Annotated in this window: 26 protein-coding genes and 1 pseudogene; 4 read left to right on the forward strand and 23 right to left on the reverse strand. The window is 40.8% G+C overall.

What is annotated here, in order from left to right; all coding sequences use genetic code 11:
- Positions 1 to 7 precede the first annotated feature (7 nt).
- The 3 genes from Xbud_RS15160 to Xbud_RS15170 all read right to left on the reverse strand — a co-directional run bounded on the left by Xbud_RS15160 (position 8) and on the right by Xbud_RS15170 (position 2123).
- On the reverse strand, positions 8 to 325 hold the full coding sequence (locus Xbud_RS15160; protein WP_099136833.1) for a phage tail assembly protein: 318 nt from the start codon (positions 323 to 325) through the stop codon (positions 8 to 10).
- Between the two features lie 95 nt (positions 326 to 420).
- Positions 421 to 939 carry a phage major tail tube protein gene (locus tag Xbud_RS15165; RefSeq protein WP_099136834.1) on the reverse strand — a complete coding sequence of 173 codons (519 nt, stop codon included), beginning with the start codon at positions 937 to 939 and terminating at the stop codon, positions 421 to 423.
- Between the two features lie 11 nt (positions 940 to 950).
- Positions 951 to 2123 carry a phage tail sheath protein gene (locus tag Xbud_RS15170; protein WP_099136835.1) on the reverse strand — a complete coding sequence of 391 codons (1173 nt, stop codon included), beginning with the start codon at positions 2121 to 2123 and terminating at the stop codon, positions 951 to 953.
- Between the two features lie 422 nt (positions 2124 to 2545).
- On the opposite strand from Xbud_RS15170, the gene Xbud_RS20650 reads away from it, so the two are divergent.
- Positions 2546 to 3613 carry a phage tail fiber protein gene (locus tag Xbud_RS20650; protein WP_244589984.1) on the forward strand — a complete coding sequence of 356 codons (1068 nt, stop codon included), beginning with the start codon at positions 2546 to 2548 and terminating at the stop codon, positions 3611 to 3613.
- Positions 3614 to 3664: 51 nt separating this feature from the next.
- On the opposite strand, the gene Xbud_RS15180 is transcribed toward Xbud_RS20650, so the two are convergent.
- Together Xbud_RS15180 and Xbud_RS15185 are read right to left on the reverse strand one after the other, a co-directional pair.
- On the reverse strand, positions 3665 to 4087 hold the full coding sequence (locus tag Xbud_RS15180; RefSeq protein WP_099136836.1) for a hypothetical protein: 423 nt from the start codon (positions 4085 to 4087) through the stop codon (positions 3665 to 3667).
- Between the two features lie 15 nt (positions 4088 to 4102).
- Complete coding sequence (locus tag Xbud_RS15185) at positions 4103 to 4783, reverse strand: hypothetical protein (RefSeq protein ID WP_099136837.1); 681 nt, start codon at positions 4781 to 4783, stop codon at positions 4103 to 4105.
- A 443-nt stretch (positions 4784 to 5226) separates the two neighbouring features.
- Between Xbud_RS15185 and Xbud_RS15190 the strand changes: the two genes are divergently transcribed.
- Positions 5227 to 5967 carry a glycosyltransferase family 25 protein gene (locus Xbud_RS15190; RefSeq protein ID WP_099136838.1) on the forward strand — a complete coding sequence of 247 codons (741 nt, stop codon included), beginning with the start codon at positions 5227 to 5229 and terminating at the stop codon, positions 5965 to 5967.
- 28 nt (positions 5968 to 5995) lie between these two features.
- Here Xbud_RS15190 and Xbud_RS21375 read toward each other — a convergent pair whose 3' ends face one another.
- From Xbud_RS21375 to Xbud_RS15255, 14 genes and pseudogenes are all read right to left on the reverse strand, one after another.
- Positions 5996 to 7888: a phage baseplate protein gene (locus tag Xbud_RS21375; RefSeq protein ID WP_422645758.1), complete on the reverse strand. Its 1893-nt coding sequence runs from the start codon at positions 7886 to 7888 to the stop codon at positions 5996 to 5998.
- A 159-nt stretch (positions 7889 to 8047) separates the two neighbouring features.
- Positions 8048 to 8791: pseudogene (locus Xbud_RS20655) on the reverse strand (phage tail protein); the annotation flags it as partial.
- Positions 8788 to 9396, reverse strand: a complete 609-nt coding sequence (locus Xbud_RS15200; protein WP_099136839.1) for a phage tail protein I — start codon at positions 9394 to 9396, stop codon at positions 8788 to 8790. The gene Xbud_RS15200 and the pseudogene Xbud_RS20655, both read right to left, overlap by 4 nt.
- A complete protein-coding gene (locus Xbud_RS15205) occupies positions 9389 to 10297 on the reverse strand; it encodes a baseplate assembly protein (RefSeq protein WP_099136840.1) in 909 nt (302 codons plus the stop codon). Before Xbud_RS15205 ends, Xbud_RS15200 begins: the two co-directional genes overlap by 8 nt.
- Positions 10298 to 10319: 22 nt before the next feature.
- Complete coding sequence (locus tag Xbud_RS15210) at positions 10320 to 10670, reverse strand: GPW/gp25 family protein (protein ID WP_099136841.1); 351 nt, start codon at positions 10668 to 10670, stop codon at positions 10320 to 10322.
- Positions 10667 to 11302, reverse strand: a complete 636-nt coding sequence (locus Xbud_RS15215) for a phage baseplate assembly protein V (protein ID WP_099136842.1) — start codon at positions 11300 to 11302, stop codon at positions 10667 to 10669. The genes Xbud_RS15210 and Xbud_RS15215 overlap by 4 nt, the downstream gene beginning before the upstream one ends.
- 172 nt (positions 11303 to 11474) lie before the next feature.
- Positions 11475 to 11975, reverse strand: a complete 501-nt coding sequence (locus tag Xbud_RS15220; RefSeq protein ID WP_099136843.1) for a lysis system i-spanin subunit Rz — start codon at positions 11973 to 11975, stop codon at positions 11475 to 11477.
- Entirely contained in the window at positions 11972 to 12511 is a 540-nt protein-coding gene (locus Xbud_RS15225) for a lysozyme (RefSeq protein ID WP_099136844.1), read from the reverse strand. The genes Xbud_RS15220 and Xbud_RS15225 overlap by 4 nt, the downstream gene beginning before the upstream one ends.
- A 5-nt stretch (positions 12512 to 12516) precedes the next feature.
- On the reverse strand, positions 12517 to 12780 hold the full coding sequence (locus Xbud_RS15230; protein WP_099136845.1) for a hypothetical protein: 264 nt from the start codon (positions 12778 to 12780) through the stop codon (positions 12517 to 12519).
- A gap of 9 nt (positions 12781 to 12789) precedes the next feature.
- Entirely contained in the window at positions 12790 to 12993 is a 204-nt protein-coding gene (locus Xbud_RS15235) for a tail protein X (protein WP_099136846.1), read from the reverse strand.
- 222 nt (positions 12994 to 13215) lie between these two features.
- The gene (locus Xbud_RS15240) at positions 13216 to 13455 is read right to left on the reverse strand and encodes a DinI-like family protein (RefSeq protein ID WP_244589985.1); all 240 of its coding nucleotides are present in this window, start codon (positions 13453 to 13455) and stop codon (positions 13216 to 13218) included.
- 16 nt (positions 13456 to 13471) lie between these two features.
- Entirely contained in the window at positions 13472 to 13684 is a 213-nt protein-coding gene (locus Xbud_RS15245) for a hypothetical protein (protein ID WP_099136848.1), read from the reverse strand.
- A gap of 169 nt (positions 13685 to 13853) precedes the next feature.
- Positions 13854 to 15842 carry a replication endonuclease gene (locus tag Xbud_RS15250; protein WP_099136849.1) on the reverse strand — a complete coding sequence of 663 codons (1989 nt, stop codon included), beginning with the start codon at positions 15840 to 15842 and terminating at the stop codon, positions 13854 to 13856.
- A gap of 106 nt (positions 15843 to 15948) precedes the next feature.
- Entirely contained in the window at positions 15949 to 16287 is a 339-nt protein-coding gene (locus Xbud_RS15255; RefSeq protein WP_099136850.1) for a DUF5347 family protein, read from the reverse strand.
- 229 nt (positions 16288 to 16516) lie between these two features.
- On the opposite strand from Xbud_RS15255, the gene Xbud_RS15260 reads away from it, so the two are divergent.
- The gene (locus tag Xbud_RS15260; RefSeq protein WP_209028802.1) at positions 16517 to 17110 is read left to right on the forward strand and encodes a phage repressor protein CI; all 594 of its coding nucleotides are present in this window, start codon (positions 16517 to 16519) and stop codon (positions 17108 to 17110) included.
- A gap of 70 nt (positions 17111 to 17180) precedes the next feature.
- Here the strand turns inward: Xbud_RS15260 and Xbud_RS15265 are convergent, their stop codons facing one another.
- Both Xbud_RS15265 and Xbud_RS15270 read right to left on the reverse strand, forming a co-directional pair.
- On the reverse strand, positions 17181 to 17726 hold the full coding sequence (locus Xbud_RS15265; RefSeq protein ID WP_099136852.1) for a GNAT family N-acetyltransferase: 546 nt from the start codon (positions 17724 to 17726) through the stop codon (positions 17181 to 17183).
- A gap of 153 nt (positions 17727 to 17879) precedes the next feature.
- Entirely contained in the window at positions 17880 to 18371 is a 492-nt protein-coding gene (locus Xbud_RS15270) for a bactofilin family protein (RefSeq protein WP_099136863.1), read from the reverse strand.
- 989 nt (positions 18372 to 19360) lie between these two features.
- On the opposite strand from Xbud_RS15270, the gene Xbud_RS15275 reads away from it, so the two are divergent.
- A complete protein-coding gene (locus Xbud_RS15275; RefSeq protein WP_099136853.1) occupies positions 19361 to 20176 on the forward strand; it encodes a helix-turn-helix transcriptional regulator in 816 nt (271 codons plus the stop codon).
- A gap of 130 nt (positions 20177 to 20306) precedes the next feature.
- On the opposite strand, the gene Xbud_RS15280 is transcribed toward Xbud_RS15275, so the two are convergent.
- Both Xbud_RS15280 and Xbud_RS15285 read right to left on the reverse strand, forming a co-directional pair.
- A complete protein-coding gene (locus tag Xbud_RS15280; RefSeq protein ID WP_099136854.1) occupies positions 20307 to 21002 on the reverse strand; it encodes an epoxyqueuosine reductase QueH in 696 nt (231 codons plus the stop codon).
- 159 nt (positions 21003 to 21161) lie between these two features.
- Complete coding sequence (locus Xbud_RS15285; protein ID WP_099136855.1) at positions 21162 to 21911, reverse strand: SDR family oxidoreductase; 750 nt, start codon at positions 21909 to 21911, stop codon at positions 21162 to 21164.
- Positions 21912 to 22166: the final 255 nt, after the last annotated feature.

Consider the following 22166-nt stretch of genomic DNA (forward strand, 5'->3'; position numbering starts at 1 on the left):
TCAACGGTTAATCGTTCTGGGAATCGGACTTGACCGACTTCGGCAACAAAAAATTGACCACCTCCACACTGAGATTAATCAGATCACCAGGTGACATCATAATCAGGTCATTTTTGGTCAATGCAGGAGTGGTAACACGTGGCAGAACCAGCAACATAGAATCCACATCCATTTCCAGCAGTGCCTGTAAACGAGCACCGCGCAACGCGCCACTGGTAGGTTTACGTACCGTCACTTCTGTGATTTTTCCGTTGCCTCGCGCCAGTGGAGCTTCCAATTCGATTGTGCGCAGATCTTCATCTTGAGTTTTCAGTGCTTCAGTCATAATTCAACCTTGTTTATCCGAGTAAAAACCTGTCTCAGCCGCGATATGCTGATTGAGACAGGAAATAAGTTTTAAATTTGTTAATAAAAGAGTGATTAAAAAAGACCGATAGCGCGGCGATGCTGCGCCAGGCGATCTTCTCCGCCCACTTTCTCAACCATGTTGACGGTGTCGATTTCAATCAGTTCTTCACCATTCCAAGTCAGTTTGAAATAAGTATTTTTAGCGGTAATTTTGGTTTGAGTGTTGTCGCCTTGTTTATAAGTACCGTGATCGAATTCCTGGAAACGGCCACGCATAACAACTTCAACTGCAACCACGTCACCCGTGTCTTCGCGCTCAAAAGAGCCAGCAAAGCGCAACATAACACCATCAACTTGTGCGATGCCCCACTGTTTGTACAGTTGAGCTTCAACGCCACCCAGAGTGAATTCCGCATCCAGTGCGCCTTCATCCAGACCCAGATCAACCATTGCACTGCCGTTCATACCGGCGCCTCGGTAGGCTTCCAGTTTGCGGCTCAGCTTAGGAAGAGTTAGCTCTTCCACAATACCCTGATAATTGTTGCCATCATTGAACAAGTTCAGGTACTTAAGTTTGCGAGGTAATGCCATCAGTTAGCCCCTTATTTATTGATACTTTTTGCGAAATCCATCAGGTAACTATCTGTAATGCGCTGGCGTAACATCATGTTTTCCAGTGGTGGTACAGGTGTATAGTCGTAATCGATGGTCAGTTTGCCTGCTTTCAGGGTGTCTTTATCGTTGGCTTTATCGTCATACCAGCAGCGGCCATCGATGATGTAGCCACCGGCTTTCAGTTCGCGGAACTTAGCATTGATACCTTCGAGAATGTCGCGTACCAGCGATGGGGTCAGTGGTTTATCAATTGCCCACATGTGCGCTTCAGCCATCGTATCAGCCAGAACCTGAGCGGTACGGGTGTAGCTTTCGAACTGGAACAGTGGATCATCTGCACAAGTACGAGAACCCCAGAAACGGAAACCGTTTTTGCGTATCAGTGTAGTGACGCCACTTTTGTTCAGCAGATTAGCGTCAGTCGCAGTATCTTGCAGATCCCAGAAGACATCAGCAGACAGACCCGTCACACCGTTGACACCAACGTTGGACAGTGTTTTGTGCCAGCCTGTCTCTTCGTCGATTTTGGCGCGCAGGCCCAAAGCACGAGCGGTTGCAAACGCGATAGCTTCGCTATTGGTGACAGTATCCCAGCTCAGTAAATCAGGCCAAATCAGCATCAGCTCACGCTGATTGAAGTTGCCGCGATATTTGATAACTTCGGAGATATTTTTGCAGCCATAAGCGCTGACATATGCCATTGCTTTCAGTTTCTGAGCAACACTTGCCAGTTCAACAGCAACTGCTTTTGAGTCCAGACCTGGAACACCCAGAATGCGTGGTTTAACACCGAGTTGGCTTTGTGCTGCCAACAGTGCCTGCATACCGGTTTTCTTACCTGCGTCAGTGACACCACCGATGATGTTAGAAATGGTTACTTCTTCAGATTCTCCCTCAGCCACACGAACAACCACCGTCACAGGCAGAGCCTGAGCAGCAATTGCTTTTAGTGATGTGGACAAAGTGCCTTTTTTTCCAGCTTTACCACTGGCGGTCATAACGTCAGTGATCAGGACTGGAGTATTTAATGGAAATGTTTTTTCGTCTGCGTCAGGAGCAGTACAAACCATACCTACGATAGCGGTGCTAACGGTAGTGATGGTACGAGTACCTTCGTTAATTTCCTGTACACGGACTCCGTGATGATAATCTTGTGCCATATTAGCGTTCTCTCCTGTTAAGGTGTGCTGATATATTGGCGGATTGGACGGGGGAAATCATTCGATTGGCTGTGTGTGGGGAAAGGTACAAATCTAGATTAATATTTTTATTAATAATCAATATGTTAATTTTATATTTGATTTGTTTTTTGGTGGGTAGAGAGAAATTAGTAGTTTTTGGTGAGAGCGGCCTTTTAATGATTAAATAATGACCTTTTTAAGTCTATTTTTAACTCAAAATTAGTTCAAAATTTATTCCATTAAGTATTATTTCAAGTAATTCGAGCTTTTGGTTATTTTTTGACAAGCTAAATTGGGCCATTTTCACCTCTGCTTATTGGTTTTCAGGGGATAGGAGATTGGATCCTAGCTAGGATCATAAGGATCCAAAGATTGTAAGAAACCTCGGTTTAACAGAAACCGTGGATCTAGCCGCTGGAGCATTGTCTAAATCTATTGTTAGAGAAGTGGGTAATGGTGGAACATTTGCAAGCTGTAATACACCAGGAATATATAATATTGCTATTGATAAACCTGAGACAGTATCAGATTTCCCTAAAGTAAATGGAAATCCAATTTACGGCTATGGCATGATGATTGTGACTGTGAGTCATTCGTGTACTTCACAATTATATATGTCTCATATTGGGCACATTGCTGTTCGTCAGTCATGGTATCCGAATAAAGAATATTATGATTGGCTTGTTCAATATAGTTCTGCGAACAAGCCTACAGTAGCTGATGTTATAGATGCGGTTTCAATTAATGATGCAATGCGCCTCACATATTTGGATGGATGGGAAAATATTTATAATGGTTATTCTGGATTTGCGCCTAAAGCCTCATTCCTAGAAAAATATAACTTACCATTTGATGTATTTGGTGTTCAATTAAGATTTAGCAACGTAAGTGGAGCATCAAGTGAGGGGAGGGATCAAGTATGGAGTCATAGATTGATTTTCATACATGGAGGAGATACATACCGTACTGATCATATCAATAAAGGTGAAATAGTTACTCGTAAATTCTGGGACACTATGAATGCTAAGCCAGATAATAGTGGCTGTCTTAGAGTATCTTCTCCAATAGTGGAAATTTATTCTGATGGAACATGCATAACTAATAATGAATCAGAAGGTGTAACTGTTACCAAACTTAGTATCGGCCAATATAAAATTTCTGGGGTATTGGGTTTTAACTCGGATAAAGCATGGGGAGTATATGGAGGTATATCATCACCAAAGGATAATAATGGGCTTGAGCTGATTTACATTGATGATAAGGTAAAAAAAGATGGAGGTATTACAATTGAAATTTTCCATCGCCAACATTCACATTTACCTGAAAAATTCCAAAATTGGAGAATAAAAGAAATCGTAGAAGGTGAAAAAGTATTTTATACCGATGGAGAACCTTGTGATATACCGGTGGGTTGCCGATTAGATGTTCGTGTACAGATGCCAGAAGATTCTATCTGGAATCAAAAATAAAGAGAATTTTCTAAACGACTATAATAATTAAGGGGCATAATGCCCCTGTAATTATTTTTCTTTTTTTTGAGCATTCATCAATATATTTGAAATACTATTTGACAAATCTTTCATATCAGAAAAGGATTTAGCAATTCCATCAGATTTAACCATATAAGGTAGAATCAATGAGCCATCTTTAATGGCTTCATCAATCGCGACGAAAATTTCTGCTGATGGTTGAGATATAGATTTAATATCTTCTAATGTTTTTATTTTTGTTAGTTTTATAATTAAGTTAGAAAAATGAACTAATAATAATCCTAAGATGTCCGATAATATACCTTCACGAACAGCAGGCTCAGATAAACTATCAATTTGTTTACGGATCAAGGTCCTTGTATGCACTACTACTGCGGGTTCTAGACCTCTTGAGGTGACAATATGACCAGAATTATAATCATTATTTATTCCGATTTTATATAATGTTTTCATGTATGAATTCCTATGTTATGAACCAAGTCCAGAACCAATATTAAAAAGCTGTGGGCACAAATTATTTGGATTCCATTTTCCAGTCACAATTTGTGGCAGGGCAATATATAGTTCATCTTCTACCTTGATGCCCTCGATACCTACCCAGAAATCAATGTGACTATACTTACCTGGAAAATTATTAGTATATAAATGAGAGGTGTGTTGATTCCATTTTCCCTTTATTGAGTTATTACACCACCTCCAATTTGCACTACCTATTACTTTATGATAAACAACAAAACTCATAAAACAGCCAGTTTGGACACGCTGATTTGGGATGGAAAAAATATAACTATCCAATTTATCAACTGACTTTTTAGCTGTTAGTTTCATGATATTGAAATCGCCATGAAAATATAACTCATCCATTTTCATATATTGTAAAAGCTCTCGAGCTAATGGAGGGCGATTTTCTGGTTCAATGCCTGTTATTATTCTTGTGAACTCAACGTCAAATATATCCCAGAATTTTCCATCAGCATGAATGCTCATCCCCACAGGAAGCTGCCGACCTTCAGAACCTGCAAGGTCTGTTAAAGATGCATTTTTATTAACAGCTAGTGAGGTATGTTCGTTCATGTAACTGGAATACATATGTACAACCCGCGCATCGTTACCAGCCATCAAGGTGTTAGCAGTAGTACCAATTGGCATTTTAGCCGTTCCCACTAAACCGACGTTTAGTCATAATCAGAATTTAAATGGTGATAAAACCATGGATCATTATGTCACTGGAAAGCTATAAACATAAAATTTATTTATAATTTTCTGTTTGTAGGTATCTTAAATTTTCAGTCTGAAACTTAGAATATTTAGAAATATATTTCTACATCAGTATGTTACATAAATGCAAGATAGTTTATTCTGTCGTGTATCTCCTAACACCAGTTATCAGCATAAAATGTCTGGTTATTTTTTTAGCGAAAACGATACCAAATTATCATGTTATTCAATAATTCCTTATAAAATGTCAACGACACCTAACAGAGAGGGAATTTCCATTGTGAAAAATTATGTGGCTGTAGATTATCTGACTGTTTTATTTAGAATAATCTGTGTTAGTATGTCACATTAAATAAAATTCAACATGGTGTCCTATGAAGATTTTTGTCATCAATTTAGAAAAAGATATAGAACGCAGAAAATCAATGCAAAAGCAGTTGCAAAAAGTGAATCTTAGTGCTGAGTTCATAACAGCAGTATACGGAAAAGAATTAACCAATGAGCAGCTGATAAATTCATGCCCTGATTTTGATGACTTAGCCCTCACTCTTGGTGAAGTTGGTTGTTCAATGAGCCATATAAAAGTGTATAAGAGAATGATCGATAGCAGTATACCTGTTGCTTTAGTATTAGAAGATGATGTACTTTTTGATGAAAGTTTAATTACTATATTGTCGTATTTAGATAATCATCCCTTGTTATTAAGTTCAAAACCTTATGTTTTTTTATTAAATAATACTAATGAATATTTCGAATCATTTAAAAAACCATTGATAGAAAACTATAATATAGTCAATGTAATTGATGCCGCATGTGCTTTTGGATATGTTTTAAATCTATCCGCAGCCAAGAAATTATATCATTATTTACAACCTGTTAGATTTGTTGCCGATGAATGGAAATTTTTCAAAGAACAAGGTGTAATTACATTGAAAGGAATTATCCCTCCAGTAATTCATCCTTCTGCTCAATCGATAAATTCATCGATCGGAGAAAGAGAGTATACATTGACGAAGTTAGATATAGAAAATAGAAAACGTACAATTATCATTCAAATAAAGTTAGCTTTGTGGAGAATATTCATTCGTACTTGGCTGAAAAAAGTTAGGCCTTAGCTTGAAAACTAAGGCTATCATGAATGAACTAATTTGTTCGGTACCAACCCATTAACATAATATAGGCATTAATAACATCAAATCCTTCACCACTACCAGTTTCTGATGTATTACCACTAACATTATGTGCATGTTCTCCATTCCATGATGTGTTTCCAGTCCAAGTCCGGGATGCATCAAATGTGGTAAGGTTTGCCCATCTATCTGTATATTCTATACCAGGTTTACTCTGGCCATTTCTAGCAAAAGCACCTCCAAAAATATCACTTCCATGAGCAATAACACTTGGCAGATAACCAGTAATGTTCATATTCCCACGATTATGATTATGTCCTCCAGTACTATTTGTATTCCCACTAAAATAGTGACTATGTTTTGGAATATGTTTTATAGTTAGCTGCTTAGTATCATTACCACCTGTTGATAACACATTTGATCCATTACTAGCAGCCAGACGAACTGTTCTATTTTCACCAATATACTTCCATGTTGTCCCGGGAAATAGATTGTTGGGATTTTTATTTTGTGCAAACCATAAAACAATTCCAACAGGGTATAGTAAATCTATGGATACTGATTTGGCTAACGCATCAGTGACTGCTTTTTGACTCATTATTTGTTCAGCTGAGTTTCCTGATTCTTGTACTATAGCTGATTTTGGTACGGAATTTTTTGCCAAATTAATAGTTTCTGCATAATCATGAGCATAAGGCAGGACAGAATCATCGTAATCTTTTCCTAACAGAGGGTCATCAATGGCATAGGATTTCACCATCCATTTAATTTCCTGCTTAAGCTCATAACCATCTGACCACCTACTTATTTCTATTTCATTTTCTTCACGAGAATAATGAATACTAGAAAAATTACTTGTCACATGATAGGTCAAACCGCCACGTATATAACAACCACTAAACACTCTACAATCTGTGATATCACCAGATTTCAGACTATATAAAAGCGGAAACTTACCATCAATAGGCCTTGCTATGCACATCATTCCACGACGAATATTTTTGACGGTCTTACGGTAGGTTTGGCTAATCCGTTTAATATTCAGGTACTGGGCATCCCCTCCCCATAGAACATCTCCACCTTCAATTTGCAATAACAAACCTGCAAGGTGTGTTTCTTTCCCAAACGGGTTTTTATTCTCTCTATCTTCCGCATAATTACGGTGAATAGTTAACCATGGATTAGCACCGTTATTATTGGAAGGAAAGCTCCACCATACCGGATAATAACGGTCAGTGCTTAAGCCGGTCAGGTCTATCGTTTTATTAAAACGCGGTTCTGCTTGAATTGCCTCAGCCGTTGGCTTATACCCTTCATGATAAACCTGATGCCCCTTAATTCGAAGATTATCAGATTTCAGGCTCATCCATTCCGAGGTTCCTCCCCCAGAAAGGCTATGCTGCCATTTGAAATATTCATTACCATTATCTCCTGTTTTAAACCACATATAGGAGTCTGTATCACCATCACCGATATTTTTAAAACCAATAGCGGCCATATCCGTATTTCTACGCCAACCTATCTCACTGTCAGTTGAAATCATGATGTCCCCGGTGACTTCTCCCCCGCTGCGTTGCAAAGCGTTTTTTGCTAAATCCACCGTTCCCACTAAACCGAGGTTTTTTACAAACTCATCTTTGTTTGGAATATCCGCACCATTATTATTTTTTTCTAAGCGGGAATTAGCATTTTCGTTAGCAGCATTTACACGAGCATCTGTTTCGTCTTTAGAATACGCACCGACTTCACTGGCAGTTGGTTTATTAGCAGTGTTATAGTCTCTTCTCCAACTTGGTAGATAATCCTTACCATGGTTCCCATAGGTAAATTGTGCATTTGGAATACAATCATCCACCGATGTAGGAGCTGTTGTAACACGGATCGTCATCACACTTTCGATTCCCATGACTTCCACAACAGCACCTGCCAAATGGATTGAACCACAGCCTGTATCAATAATTCTTTTATTGTTAGCATACCACCATGAGCCTTTATACACCCAATAAGGATGGTTAAAAGCACCTTGACTTTTCAACCATGCAATGAATTCTTCGGTTGTCCAAACACCACCACCTGTGTTGATAGAACCACTAAACGCTCTGGCCGAACCAATATTACGGTTAAATGTGTCTTTATCGACTACATCTGCCCCATTTTTGTTTTTCTCCAAACGCGTATTAGCATTATTAGCCGCCGCATTAGCCAAATCATAAGCCGCCTTTACCGATTTCGGTGTTGCTGCATGAGTTTCGCTATTGCTATCCACCGCGCTGCTCAGGATCACAAATCCCTTTTCTTTCAGCGTCGCATCAGGATGGTTACGGCTATTCTCATGCTTCTTAATAGAATCATCTACATACTCACGTGTTGCCAGGATCACAGACGGATCAACTTTCAAAGTCACCGCATCAGCGCTGCTGACAATCAAGATCATACGGATCGTTTGTGTACGACCGGAGCCTTCCTGCAATTGGGGTTTGTAGGTTTCTGCACAGTTACCAACAGCAATCAGAATGCCATCTTTGTCATACAGGCCGATTTCACGGATCCACCAGCCACCTTCATTTTCAGGAATAACCTGTTCTGCAACGATTTGGTTGGTGTTTTTCGGATCGATGCTCAGCGTATTAATCGCTGCACGACGTTTTTCATTAATCAATTTGGTTTGTTTAGTGTCTGGCGTCGGCAGGCTGCCACCACCATCACCAACGGCCATATGGGTAATTTCGATTTTAGTACCCAGTGCCGCAGCATTTGCCAATTTATCTGCACCCAACTGTGTCAGCAGCGCAAAATATTTGGTACTCATGGTCTAATCCTCATGTCATCAATAATATGTACTCCCGCGCCCACAATTTCTGAGCCGGATACTGTCACTTCTTTCGGGAAATAGGGATAAACTGTCAGCTCGTCACCGCTGTAAGTCGCTGCCGAATAGTGATATTCACCACGCGTATCCAGGTTGATATCCAATCCAATCAAATGTCGGCTGACTGGCTTGGCATCGAAAATCAAATTTTCCAGCTCTTCGAACATTTCATGGGTGATACCACTATCTAGTACGCCGATATCCAGCCGGAAAGTGCCCGGCTCATCGTTGGTCTGCCACCATTCCCGTACTCGGATGAGATAACCCAACGGTTCAACCACCCGCCGAATTGCACCAATCGTTCCTTTGTGTTTGTGTAGGAACAACGAACCTTTGATCACTTCCCTTTTGGTGCTCTCAGGCCAGTTTTCGTCCCAGCGATCCACTGACCACGCCCATGCCAGATAAGGCAGTAACGATGCCGGACAAGTATCTGGATTCCACAGTTCCCGTAATGGCACTTTGATCTTCTGCAACTCAGCACAAGCTTTAGCCGCTGCAAGTTCTAACTGGGTTGAGCCCATCGGCAGCAGGCGATCACTCATCAGAACCTCCCATCGTCAATGTGGTCTTGGTGCAGTAAGAAGCCTGGGTTTTATCCAGCACAACGTCTTTCAGCGGGGCTTTCAGTTCTACACGCTGGACACCTTCCACATGCAATGCGGCATAAATCGCTGACAAACGAATGTCACGCCCCAAACGATGCTGTGCTTCGACGTAATGTTTCAGTTTTTGCTCAGCCGCCTTACGGATAGGTTCTGATTCCGGCGTCGGGAAGATGTACAACACCGCATCAATTTCATATTCCACGATGTTCGCTGACTGGACTTTCAGGCGATCTGCTACCGGACGTACATTTTCGTCGTTCAGGGCTTTTTCAACGATTTCCAGCAATTCTTTGGATGCCACGCCTTTGTCTTCACGGGACATGATTGTTACCGTGACGTTGGCTGGTGACGGGCTGATAGCCGAAGCATCCGCGACACGACCATCCGCACTGCGGGCATGGTACTCATATGCCCCAACCGGACCTGCAACGCTCAGACCTTCAAAGGCTTGAGGAATACGCACGCGGTAATCGTTGTCGGATTCCATGACAGCCAGTGTCGGCGGTATGGTGGAATTATCCGCAGAACGCAAAACCATGCGGGATACATTGTTGTTCGCACCCAATTGATCCAGATCGCTACCGGTTGAATAAGCAACCATTACCGCACGTGCAGCTTCATTAACTCGCTGGCGCAGAAGCAGTTCGCGGTACACGTTCTCTTCCAGCAACTTCACCAAAGGTTCAGATTCAAGTTGTAAAGTTCGTGCAATCGCATCCTTCTGTTCTTCAGGATAAAGCGATATCAACCCTCTTTTACGCTCTTCTAGCAGTTGTTCGTAATCCAGTGGCTCAACCACATCCGGTGGTGGCAACTGGCTTAAATCGATTGTTGGCATACCTTACCTCTCAGAAATAGCCTCACCGGGAATGGCTCACCGGAATAGAAAGTGAAAATTCTCTGGCGGATTGATGGTAAGTACCCGTGATATCCACCACCATTCTGCCGTCCTGTAGGGTTTCCATCGTGATTGACGTCAGCGTCACACGTGGTTCCCAACGGCTAATTGCGGTATAACTAGCCGCCATGACCTGAAGCCTGAGCGCTGGGTTTTGCGGCCAATCAATCAGCTCAGGCAGCAAAGAGCCGTAAGTTCGCCGTGCAATACGGCTACCCACAGAGGTCAGTAAAATATCGCTGACAGATTGCCGGACATGATCCAGATCGGTCAGCTCCCTACCTGTCTGTCGGTTCATACCCAGATACATCATACGGGGCCTCCTGATGTGTCACCGCCTGACCGAATACCGGTGTGTTTATGGGAATCCACGACCACGCCGTTGGAACTGAATGTGCCGCCGGTGTGTTCAATATTGCCCGTCATTTTGCCGCCGTTGCGCACGATCAGATTCCCCGTGCTCATTAGCTGCGTACAGATGACTTCCGGTGTATTCAGCGTGATCCTGGTGCTGGCAACACAGGTAATTTCCGGCGCAGTAATATGAACGGAATCCGATGCAGTCACTGTCGCGGTTTTGATGCCAGTCACAGTCAATGCGCCTGATTGCGGTTCATATTCCATCACTGCACCATCCGGAAACTTAATATGCGTTGCTTCAGGAGACGTTGATGGTGCCGGAAACTCATCTGAAAAAATTGCTGGCAATACAAAGGCGGTGGTCAGTTCGCCGCCTATGGACAGTAATAAAACCTGCTCACCAACACTGGGCGCCCACCACGTGCGGGAGTTTCCCGCTCTGGATGTCAACCAGTGCAGCCAGTCGGTTTCAAGGTTGCCTGTCGCGACTCGGCACATTCCCTTTGTGGTATCCACCTGGGTAATGACGCCTGTTCGGATCAGGTTGCGCAATAAGCGCATCAGTTCAGTGAGTTGTGTGTTCATAACGTAAGAATGCCATGAAAAAGCAGGTGAAACATTAAACTGGACTTGTAGGAACAGACACACAAAACAACAGATAAAATCAAATTAAATCAATAAAATAAAAGCCTTCTTCTAGAATAAAAAAGGCTTTTAGGGGTCATGTAAGGGAGTTCTGTTAAATCATGCGGAATGACTAGGGCTTACATTGCCGGACAACTTCACGGACATACTGTTGCAGGTAATCTAATTTGGCTTGGTCGCTGATGATCCCGGCTCGGATATCGTAAATAGTGCGTCCAGCTTTTGCAGTGAGTTCGATTTGGGTTCCATCGCCCACGCTGTAGGAGCTGGTATTTCGGTTTTGGGTGAGTTGACAGGTAGCAAGGTTAGAGATGGCGATTTGCACCCGACGATGACCAGCGGCAATATCAGCCCGCAAAGCGGTATTTTTTTCAGTAACATAAGCTAATTTTCCAGAATAGTATTCATCCAATTGGGTGGCCCTGTTCTGTGCATCTTTCATTTGTTGAATAGCAGACAATGTTTCCTGGCTTGTTTTCTGGTAGATAGCAGCGATTTGAGCAGAATGTTGCTGCTTCAAGTTTGCCACTTCGCTAAGAAACAGTGAACGGTGTCCCCACCAGCCAAAACATCCTCCAATTACGAGAGTGACAATTAAAGGTATTTTCTTCATTGTTCCAGCCCCCAACAAGCCAGTTCAGATTCCTGATCACGCCGTAAGACCTGCCCATAACAGCCGTTCGGCTGCCCTTTAGTTTTTCGGCAATCATGCCCTCCATCATAAATCCAGCGTTTAATCTCCTGACAAGCACCTTTTCTATCTCCGGCATTGAGCTTGCGATAAAATGTGGAAGAAAAGCACTTTGAGGGACCGATGTTATACGGGCAAAAACTGGCAATCCCTGCAATTTGTGGTTCAGTCAGCGGGATGTGGATATTCTTTTTTACCCAATCAATCGCTTTATCAGCTTCAATCCGGTTCAAGGCTTCACATTGTTCAGAGGTCAACTGCATTCCTTTATATACCGCTTTACCATCAATGCGCGTCACCCCCCGACATATCGTCCAAACCCCACCAGCATCCTGATAGGCTGTAAGTCGATTACCCTCTTTCTCATCAAGGAACTGGGAAAGAATGACGGAAGAACTGGCACCACCAATGATAAGACCAATAAGCAACCGACTAAGTTTAGTTTTGAAATCCTGCATACATATCACAGCTCTTTTGGTGCGTGACTTATCAGCTCGCTGACAATACTGGCTGATTTTGACGCAGGATCTACCTCCAGATTTTCCAGAATTTCTTTTAAGATCAAAGTGCGTTTCATTTGCTCACGACGATTGAGACGATAAGTCAGAATGCCGAGAGCAATGCTGGCGAATGCTCCCAGCAGGAAACTCCACTCATATAAAGAAAGACCGGAAAAAATAGCGGTCGTGCTGGCGCAGGCATAAGTTGCATGGCTGTATTTATCCATTCATACCCCTTAATCCCAAAGCTGGATCATGGGTTTGCTGGCCGCAGGCATAAAGTCCGGCATTTCAACTTTCGTTCCATGAGGCAATATCGCGCCAAAATCAGCAAGTCCCGGATTGGCCAGCAATACACGCTCCGCCATACCCAATGTCTGACCATAATGGCGCCAGCACAAAGCATCAACCGTCTCATTTTGTTGTGCAATAATTTGCATACACTCTCCTTTTCTTTGCAGAAAATAGTCAATAAATCGGAAAGTTATGATCGAATAATCAGCGGAATGCCTCAATGAAACAGCATTGTTAGGGAAGTAGTACAAATGAAGAACAACTCTGCTGGGATATTTATCTTTTTAAAAAGCATAAGGGCAGGAATTGCCCTGCCCTTATGTTATTTAAATTGCTTGCTATTTGTAGGTGAATTCAATCTATTAGGCCTAATCCGCTAGCCAGCTATCATCCTCCCAGACACTTTGGATGAGTTCCATTATTTGGTTGTGTTCATTACTGTTTTTATTTCCTGTCACTTTTACGGATGTATTGCTGCTGACGGCAATTCTAAAACGCGTATCTGGATACTGAGGTAGTATTTTCTTTTTAAGTTCATTTTCAAGTGCAGACATGACTGATTCAGAAACATTAGCTCGCTTATCGAAAAGTATTTCAATTTGCATCATTTTCTCCCGTCAAAGTCTATTCTTCTACCGAATCTGAATTTACCGACCATTCCCTTTCTAACAAATTATTTTTATACAACTTATTATAACCACTGAGTCTTTTTTCATAAGGTGCAGATAACTCAGCTATCCAGACCAATGCCAATTCTTTATCTTCTGCTTGATTGCATTCACAACTTGTCGCCATTCTGGCAATAAAATTAATACGTTGTGCTACCAATGATTCCATAAGAGAGTCCACTGATATATACGCCTCCACTCAAAACTGTATATATATACAGTACACCTAATTAGTGAAAATTTAAAGTAGTTTTTTCCCTTCCTAAAGATAAAAATTAATAGTTAATAACTATTATTTATTTCTTTTATGGAATTTTTTTTTGTAAAAATAACATTACTTAAAATAATTTCACATCCATATCACAACAATACCTTTCCTGTCTATCCGTACAGTTATTGACAGAACTCCAAGAGCACCATTTTCTGTTTCTTTTATAGACAATCTTTTCCGATGTCGGAATCGCATCAGATTTTGGTACAATTGTCCATTGATGGATTCGTGTACAGATATATTTCGCATAAGACAGCAAAGAAGACGTGACTCCTTGAATGGCATGGACATCTTCACCATAAGGGCTACCAAATGGAATCTGTTTGTAAGAGAGCCGAATGACCAAATCACGACGAGCAACCCACGGCCCACCCTGAGCCTGTGTATAGGCGGCCCAATTTCCTTCATCTGCGGCCTGTAAAACCGCATTCATTTTATTATCAGATAAACGTACTTCTTTGAGTCGACGCAATTCACGCCAAACTGAAACCGGAGCGCCACCAATTTGTTGAAATTGGCGAATACGCCAACGACTTGCCCATGCTGTTACCGATTTAGCCATATCGCGCAATGATTCGCCCGTTTCATGGTCGATTTCATCTTCTAACGCATAACCATCGATATTTTTAGAAATATACTTTGCGATATAACCTGTCGCACTACCTTGATGAGGATCTATCTCCCTGTAATCAAAACGGGATTTTTTGTCATTATTACGATTACGTAGCAACTCTTCCTCCTCTTCCTGACAAGCGTAATGTTCAAGGATTTTTCTGACCTGCTGCACATGTTCTGGCAACATAAATAATAAAATATGCCAATGCGGAGTACCATCATGGTGAGGTTCAACAACACGAAAACCAAACAGATTAATTCCCGCACGGGCAATAGCAGCACGAGCTTTTGCCCATACACTACATAAATAACGCTGTGTATCACTGGGGGTGACTCCCTCCCACTGTTTGACAAACCCTCCTTGATACCGGACTGCGTGGTATTTTGATGGGGCCGTAATACTATAGAATTCCCCTACACATCCCATTTTGTCAGCAATATCCTCGAAACCGCGCATTCTGACCATCAATTCACAACGACGAATAGCAGGATTCGCATTACTGTGAACTACCGTTTCAGCTAATGAAATACGTTCTCCCGCTTCATTTTCCAGATCAAAATGCTGGAAAAACTCACGATTGCGTCGCTTCTGCTCCAGCCATTCACGCAAAGCATGCTGCGAAACATAAGGCGATGCCACTTTCTGAACCTGTCCAACTGCAATTGCCATATGTTCCGATTGAATATCCCGCAGTCGCTTTAAACGGAAGTACCACCAGCGGGCGGACATCATACGCAACATTCCCGCACAGAGCTGATCGACAGAAAGTGCTTTGCGTCCATGGTTAAATCGTTGCCAATAAGGTGGATTAGTACCACATTGCAACGTTAGTTTTGCCAATAATTGATAAACTTCTGCGATACGAGAAAATTGTTCCGCTTCGCTATCCAAAGATTTCGTTTGGCTATATTGGGACTCTTGCAAAAAAGGTTTTTGCAAAGAAGAGAGATTTAAAGAAGCAGGTTCCACAGAGGGTTTCAGAGAGTAGTACTCATAGTTCTCCATGATAAACACAGAGACTTCATGAGCGAGCTTCAAAAGCTGCTTGCGATCATAAGTCACCACGTTATCCAATTGTGCAATAAAAGGGAAAGGAGCGATACCAGACACACGGTGTTTGAATTGGTATCTGTGCTTAACCAACTGTAACCGTGGCAACACATTCTGCCCGACAGTTTTTCTCAGATAAGAATTAGCATCCCTGCGCCCTGATTTGGTAAAAATATCGGCATAACGTCGGCTGAAATATTTCGCCAGAAAGTCCGGCATCTGACCGATATATTGATGGCACCATTGATAATCTTCTGCATTCGCCTCCCACAATAAACATTCTGCCATTGAAACGTTCTGTGAGATGTTTGGTCGGTACATCCCCGGCTGCTTATTGCTGGCAATATAATTGCCAGCGTGATATTCATGAGAGAAAAAAACACTATTCATCCATGCCACCATATTAAAGATATGTGAGTGCCTGGCATACACATGCCATCTGTTCAAAAATGCTATTTATTCAAAAAATAAACAGAAAAAATGTTTAAAAGAGTAATTAATTGGATAACGTCAAATGTTTGGGAAACTGACTAACTACAACCTTAATATGATTCATCGCTTTGATCAGAGACTGTTTTTCCTCTAGAGTAAGTCGGCTGATTTCACTGTCATGACGGGAACGTGGGATATTCGCCAAATAAAAAATAGCGGATAGCACCCGCTTATTCTCTTCATAATGACAATCCCTTTTGTCACGCATATCAGCAAGAAACCGTCTTAATTCTTTCTCATCATCTCCCCAGTATATCGCTCTGATCCTCGACAAATGGTTCAATCCTTCCAATCGCTGACCGAGGTTAACTTGGGCAAATTTTTCTTTCTCTGTATTCGCCATATTTTCCTCACTCTTTTACCTTCAGAGAGATTATTGTCAGAGCAATACCTGGAACACAGCTGATCTCTGGTATAAGGATTGAAATTTGGCAATTCATGATGCAATATCTCTCAATGGTTTTCGCATTAACCAATCTGGGCCCACACTAGATCTCAATTAGAGAACTTAAGTGGGATAATAATTTCCATTATCTATACTGTCAATGAAAAATACCAATATTGAGATCAAGATGGGGGCTGATAGTGGTGGGCGACCAGCTATCGAGCGCCTTGTCCGCGCGTATGGATATAAGTCTCGTCAGGCTCTGAGTGACCATTTAGGCGTGTCCAAAAGCACTATGGCAAACCGCTATCTTCGTGATAGTTTTCCGGCTGATTGGATTATCCAGTGTCATCTAGAAACTGGTGCTTCACTGCTATGGTTAAGTACAGGGCAAGGAGAGATGTTCCCAAACGGCGAAGAGGGTAAAAAAACGGAACGGTTGGAAGATATCATCGCGCCGTCAATCTCTCGTGTAAAACTGTCAGGGGGAAAACTAAATGAGGCTGATCCGGTTATCCTGGACAGTGAGCTAATTTCCAAAGACCTCAGAGAACCGCTGGTGGTTGATGATGGTATATCCTGGTATCTGCTTAATGCTCAGGAAGACAACATTCAGGATGGTTTATGGCTGGTAGACATTGAAGGAATGCACAGTATCAAGAAAATAGCCAAAATCCCTGTCAGTAAAATTCGGGTCAGTGATGATGATGTCACCTTTGACTGTGCGATCAGTGATATTCAATTCATTGGCCGCGTCACTTTGGTGATCTCCAGGCAATAACGGTTTATGTAGTAATACGTTTTCCATCAAGGTCATTTCTGCCCATCAGAATAACCTTGATGGCGTTTATTTAATCATCCGGACACTTGATCCGGTACAGAACGTGCTCCCGCAACGGGTTATCTTCCTCAACTGCTGGATGCATGAATGTTTTTTCATCTCTGGTCATACCCAATTTTTTCATCACACTTTCTGAGCGATAATTCAACAAGGAAGTGAACGCTACAATTTCATCCAGTCCAATTTCTGTAAAAGCAAAATCAAGAACTTTACGGGCAGCTTCACAAGCATAACCTTTTCCCCAAAATGGTTTATCAAGACGCCAACCTATTTCAACAAAAGGAGAAAATGGAAATTCAAGATTAGGGATATTCAGCCCGACAAAACCAATAAATTCGCCACTCTGCCTTAATTCAACTGCCCATAATCCCCAACCTCCCTGTATTTCGAATTTACGAATACAATTATCAACTAACATGTCACTTTGCTCTTTTGTCAGCGTTTTGGGGAAAAATTCCATCACTTCTGGATTACTGTTTAAGCGAAAGAAAAGTTCTCTATCTTCTTCCTTCCAAGCGCGAAGCCATAACCTTTCTGTTTCCAGCTCTATAATCACAGTACCTCCTTGAAATCCATTAGGTATAAATCAATTGACTATAAAAACAAAAACTGCCGGAAAATTCTACATATTCCCGGCAGAAATACATGGAGTTTTATACTCTATGAATCTCAATAGATTGAAATACGAGGAGTATTTTATCGGCAGATATCAGGCAGTAGTTTTAGATTTTGGCTTGTCTGCCTGACTTTCCTTGATAGAAACAATTCGCTCTGCTTCCTGTTTTTTCTTATTCTCTACTTGTTCAGACTGACCAACAAATAATCCACCACGTCGGATTGACAGACTTCCGCAACGGCTAATACCCCGTAATTCTCCGTGCTCAAAAATATCCAATGTTTCTGCACAGCACGTTCCTTCAACATGACCATCAATAATAATTTCAGGTGCACTTAGTTCACCTTCCACTTTTCCGGCGTGCATAACACGGATAGCACCTCCTTTTACGCGGATATTCCCGACAACTTTTCCCCAAATCTGAATATCTCCTTCCATATCAATATCCCCTTTGAAGACAGAATTCTTCGCGATAATTGTATTCGCGCGGGCTTCAGTACCGGAGATTTTTTTCTCTTCAATTTGCATGGGAATGATTTGTGTGACCGGGCTGGCAGCAGATGCCTCAGTTTTTTTTCCAAACATAACTTTGATTCTCTGTTTCATATTAGTAAAGTAAAATACTAAGGCTAAAAAAGATAAAATTGCTGTTATGGCACAACTAATATTTGCACCATACATGTACAATCCCAGTGTAATAGCCCAAAAGAGCCATAGACTGTATAAAAAAACGCTATCTGAAAAACGATACTTTTCCATACTTTTCTCGTTCTTGTGATCTTTTATCTTTCATCAGCAAATATATCAATGAGTATGCCTTAGCGGATATAGAAGAAAGGCGATGAAAATACATCCTAGCATTGTATCAGTATAAAAAACAATCTACAAAGCTATAACAGAGGTATTTGTAACGCTATTACACCGATAACGTTGTCTCTAAAGCCTAATGTACTGAATTATTGGTGATTCTCTCTTAAACTCCAACATAAAAAGCTCACTTCAACAGCTTTATCTTACTATTTTCAATATAAAAACCATATAAACCAATAAATCCGCAACACAATTAAACTAATAATTAACAAAATAACATCACAGGTGATACAGTAATATTGCTGTGCTCCAATACCTAAACAATGAAAGAATAATCATGAGAGCATAAACTCTAGTATAAATATGACTCTATTCTTTTACCTTCTCTAATATAAATATTTATTTCAAAAAATAATCAATCCATTGGGATTTAAATTTACCCGATTAAAAATTGATAACTTTTATTAACGGAATGGATAAAAACATATCACCGTCTCAGCCTCTCTAGCGTGAGAAAAAATAAATTTAAATCTAAATTTTTGACATTTAAAACTAACATAAATATTAATTTGAAGATATAATACTGGAGTAATTTAATTGATGTTACGCATACGATTTTGATATCTGCCAAGATGTTTAATCCTACATTCAATTTATCAATATATATTCAATAAGTTTTGAGTTGCAAAAAAGCCACTTGAAAGATAGCGGGTATGGTCAATGGATCTCAGATTACTCATGATACGGAAGATTAGGAGTATAAAATGAAAAGGACGACAAGCTTAAACAAAAAGAGTATTTTCTCTTTACAGTTAACCATGCCGGACTTCAATATTCTCGAACATAAACAAAGAGGGCTGTATATTTTACTTGATGGCGAAATGATATGGAAAGATTGCACCAAAACCTATCACATCAAGTCAAATGATATCCTTCTTACCCATCCGGGAAACTATGCCGCAAAAACTAATACAAAAAATTGTCAGGCATTATGGCTACCATTACATATGGATTTTTTACGTAGTTTTATAAAACGTTTTGGAGCGCTATTAAGTAACGTAGAGCGCCATGATTTCCCAGCTTATCGGTTAATTCCTTTCAATCAGTTTCCTTTATTAACAGAAAGTGTCCGTGGATTAGTCAACTTACTTGCTCATGACTATCCCCCAGCATTAATTCAGTTAAGAATTGAAGAGCTACTTTTATTACTTTCTCTCGGAAAGCAAGGCTCATTATTGATATCGGTTCTGCGGCAGTTGAGTAATCGTCAGGTAGAACGATTGCAAACATTTATGGAGGCTCATTATCTCAAAGAATGGAGGCTGAATGATTTTGCCCGCGAATTTGGTATGGGATTAACCTCCTTCAAGGAGCTTTTTAACCGTGTTTACGGCATATCACCACGTGCCTGGATCAGTGAACAGCGTATTCTTTATGCACATCAATTATTACTAAACAGTGGAATGAGTATTGCGGATATCTCGCTGGAATCTGGTTTTTCCAGTCAGTCTTACTTTACTCAAAGTTATCGGAAACGTTTTGGATGTACACCCAATCGAGCCAGATATGGCAAAAATTAATTATAGTTTTTTTGCCTCATCAAAACTCAGACAAATATGATGAGGCAAAAAATAACAAACCTGCCTCCATATCAAAATGGTGGACAGGTAATTAAGTAAGAGAGAATGATTTAATCGACAGTGATAGTAATTAATGATCTTTCTTATCACAGTTTTTATTGCTTTTTTTATCGCTATCTGCACTATAAAATACAGTACCGAGTTTTATTCTTTCCCGTCCGGTCGCCAAACGATGTCGATTAGTATCGCGCAGAGAATAAATACAGCCGCAATATTCTTGCTGATAAAATTCTTCGCGTTTACTGATTTCTATCATACGCGCAGAACCACCGCCTTTACGCCAGTTATATTCCCAATATGTTAACCCCGGATAACGGGAAGCCGCGCGGATACCACACTCATTAATTTGCTGCATATTTTTCCAGCGTGAAATACCAAGTGAACTGGTAATAACAGGAAAACCATGTTCATGAGCATATAGCGCCGTCCGCTCAAAACGCATGTCAAAACACATAGTACAACGAATGCCGCGTTCAGGCTCGTTCTCCATGCCTTTTGCTCGTTCAAACCAGTTATCACGATCATAATCAGCATCAATAAAAGGAATGCCCATCTGCTCTGCAAAACGAATATTTTCATCTTTACGCAGTTCATATTCCTTTAGCGGATGAATATTCGGATTATAGAAAAATATCGTGAAATCTATCCCCGAAGCTAACATTGCTTCCATCACTTCCCCTGAGCACGGCGCACAACATGAGTGCAGCAGTACTTCATTATGTCCATTGGGTAGCGGAAGCGACTTACGTTCATAGTTCAATAACATAGTATTTTACCTAACTCAGACAATAAAAAACCAGGAAGAGAATATGCTTCCCCTCCCTGTGTTTATTAGTTGCCCATCTTACCTTTTTCTTCTGCCTTACGACAACGGACAGAAAGAAAAGAATAGAAAGAAAAGGCGATTTTGATCACATTAGGTCAATCAAACACCTTGTATTTCTGGCAATACCTGCCCACCATCAACCACAATTGTCTGTCCGGTTATATATTTCGCTTCATCAGAAGCCAGGAAACAAGCAGTATGACCAATATCTTCCGGTGTTCCCAAGGTACGCATTGGGGTTGTAGCTTCAAGCTGTTTCAAAAAATCCTCACCGAATGCCTGCAAGCCTTCAGTGACAATCATGCCGGGCATGATGGAATTAATCGTAATACCCTGAGTCGCATATTCAAGTGCCGCACTTCGCATAAACCCTAGCTGCCCTGCTTTACTAGCACCGTAATGGCTGTATCCCGGCATTCCTACCATCTCACCAGTGATAGATGAAGTAATTATAATTCGTCCATATTGCTGCTTCTCCATTACATTCAACGCAGCCTGAACTAATAAGAATGTGCCTTTCAGGTTGACGGTATACACTAAATCCCAATCTTCAACCGTCATCTCTTTTAAAGAATGTTGTGGAAAAATACCCGCATTTGAACAAAGAATATCAAGCCTGCCATATTTTTCGACAATTCCATCAATCACATTTTTACATGCAGCCTGATCCGTGACATCAAGGGAGATAAAATCAACACCCAATTCTTTGGCGATAACCTCCCCTTTTACTTTATCCGTACCTGAAATAATGGTCGTGGCACCTGCCCGTTTAAATACCTGAGCAATCCCTTTACCAATACCTTTGGTTCCTCCAGAAATAAATGCAATTTTTCCGGTTAAATTAAACATTTTTGTTTCCTTTTATATCGGTAGATACAGTATTTTTGCTACCTTACACTTAATTTCCCAATATATTTTCGGCATATTATTTTATCAATAACAATAAATATAATCGATATACTAAAAACAATAAAATATCAATTTAATATCTAAACAAAAAGTGTGATGTTATTTAACTTAATTTCGTGAGAAATTTATTGAGAAAAGAGCACTCATAATTATTTATTATGGATTGCATATTCTCATAACCACGATTACTTTTAG

This window comes from Xenorhabdus budapestensis (genome assembly GCF_002632465.1).
GTDB classification, from domain to species: domain Bacteria; phylum Pseudomonadota; class Gammaproteobacteria; order Enterobacterales; family Enterobacteriaceae; genus Xenorhabdus; species Xenorhabdus budapestensis.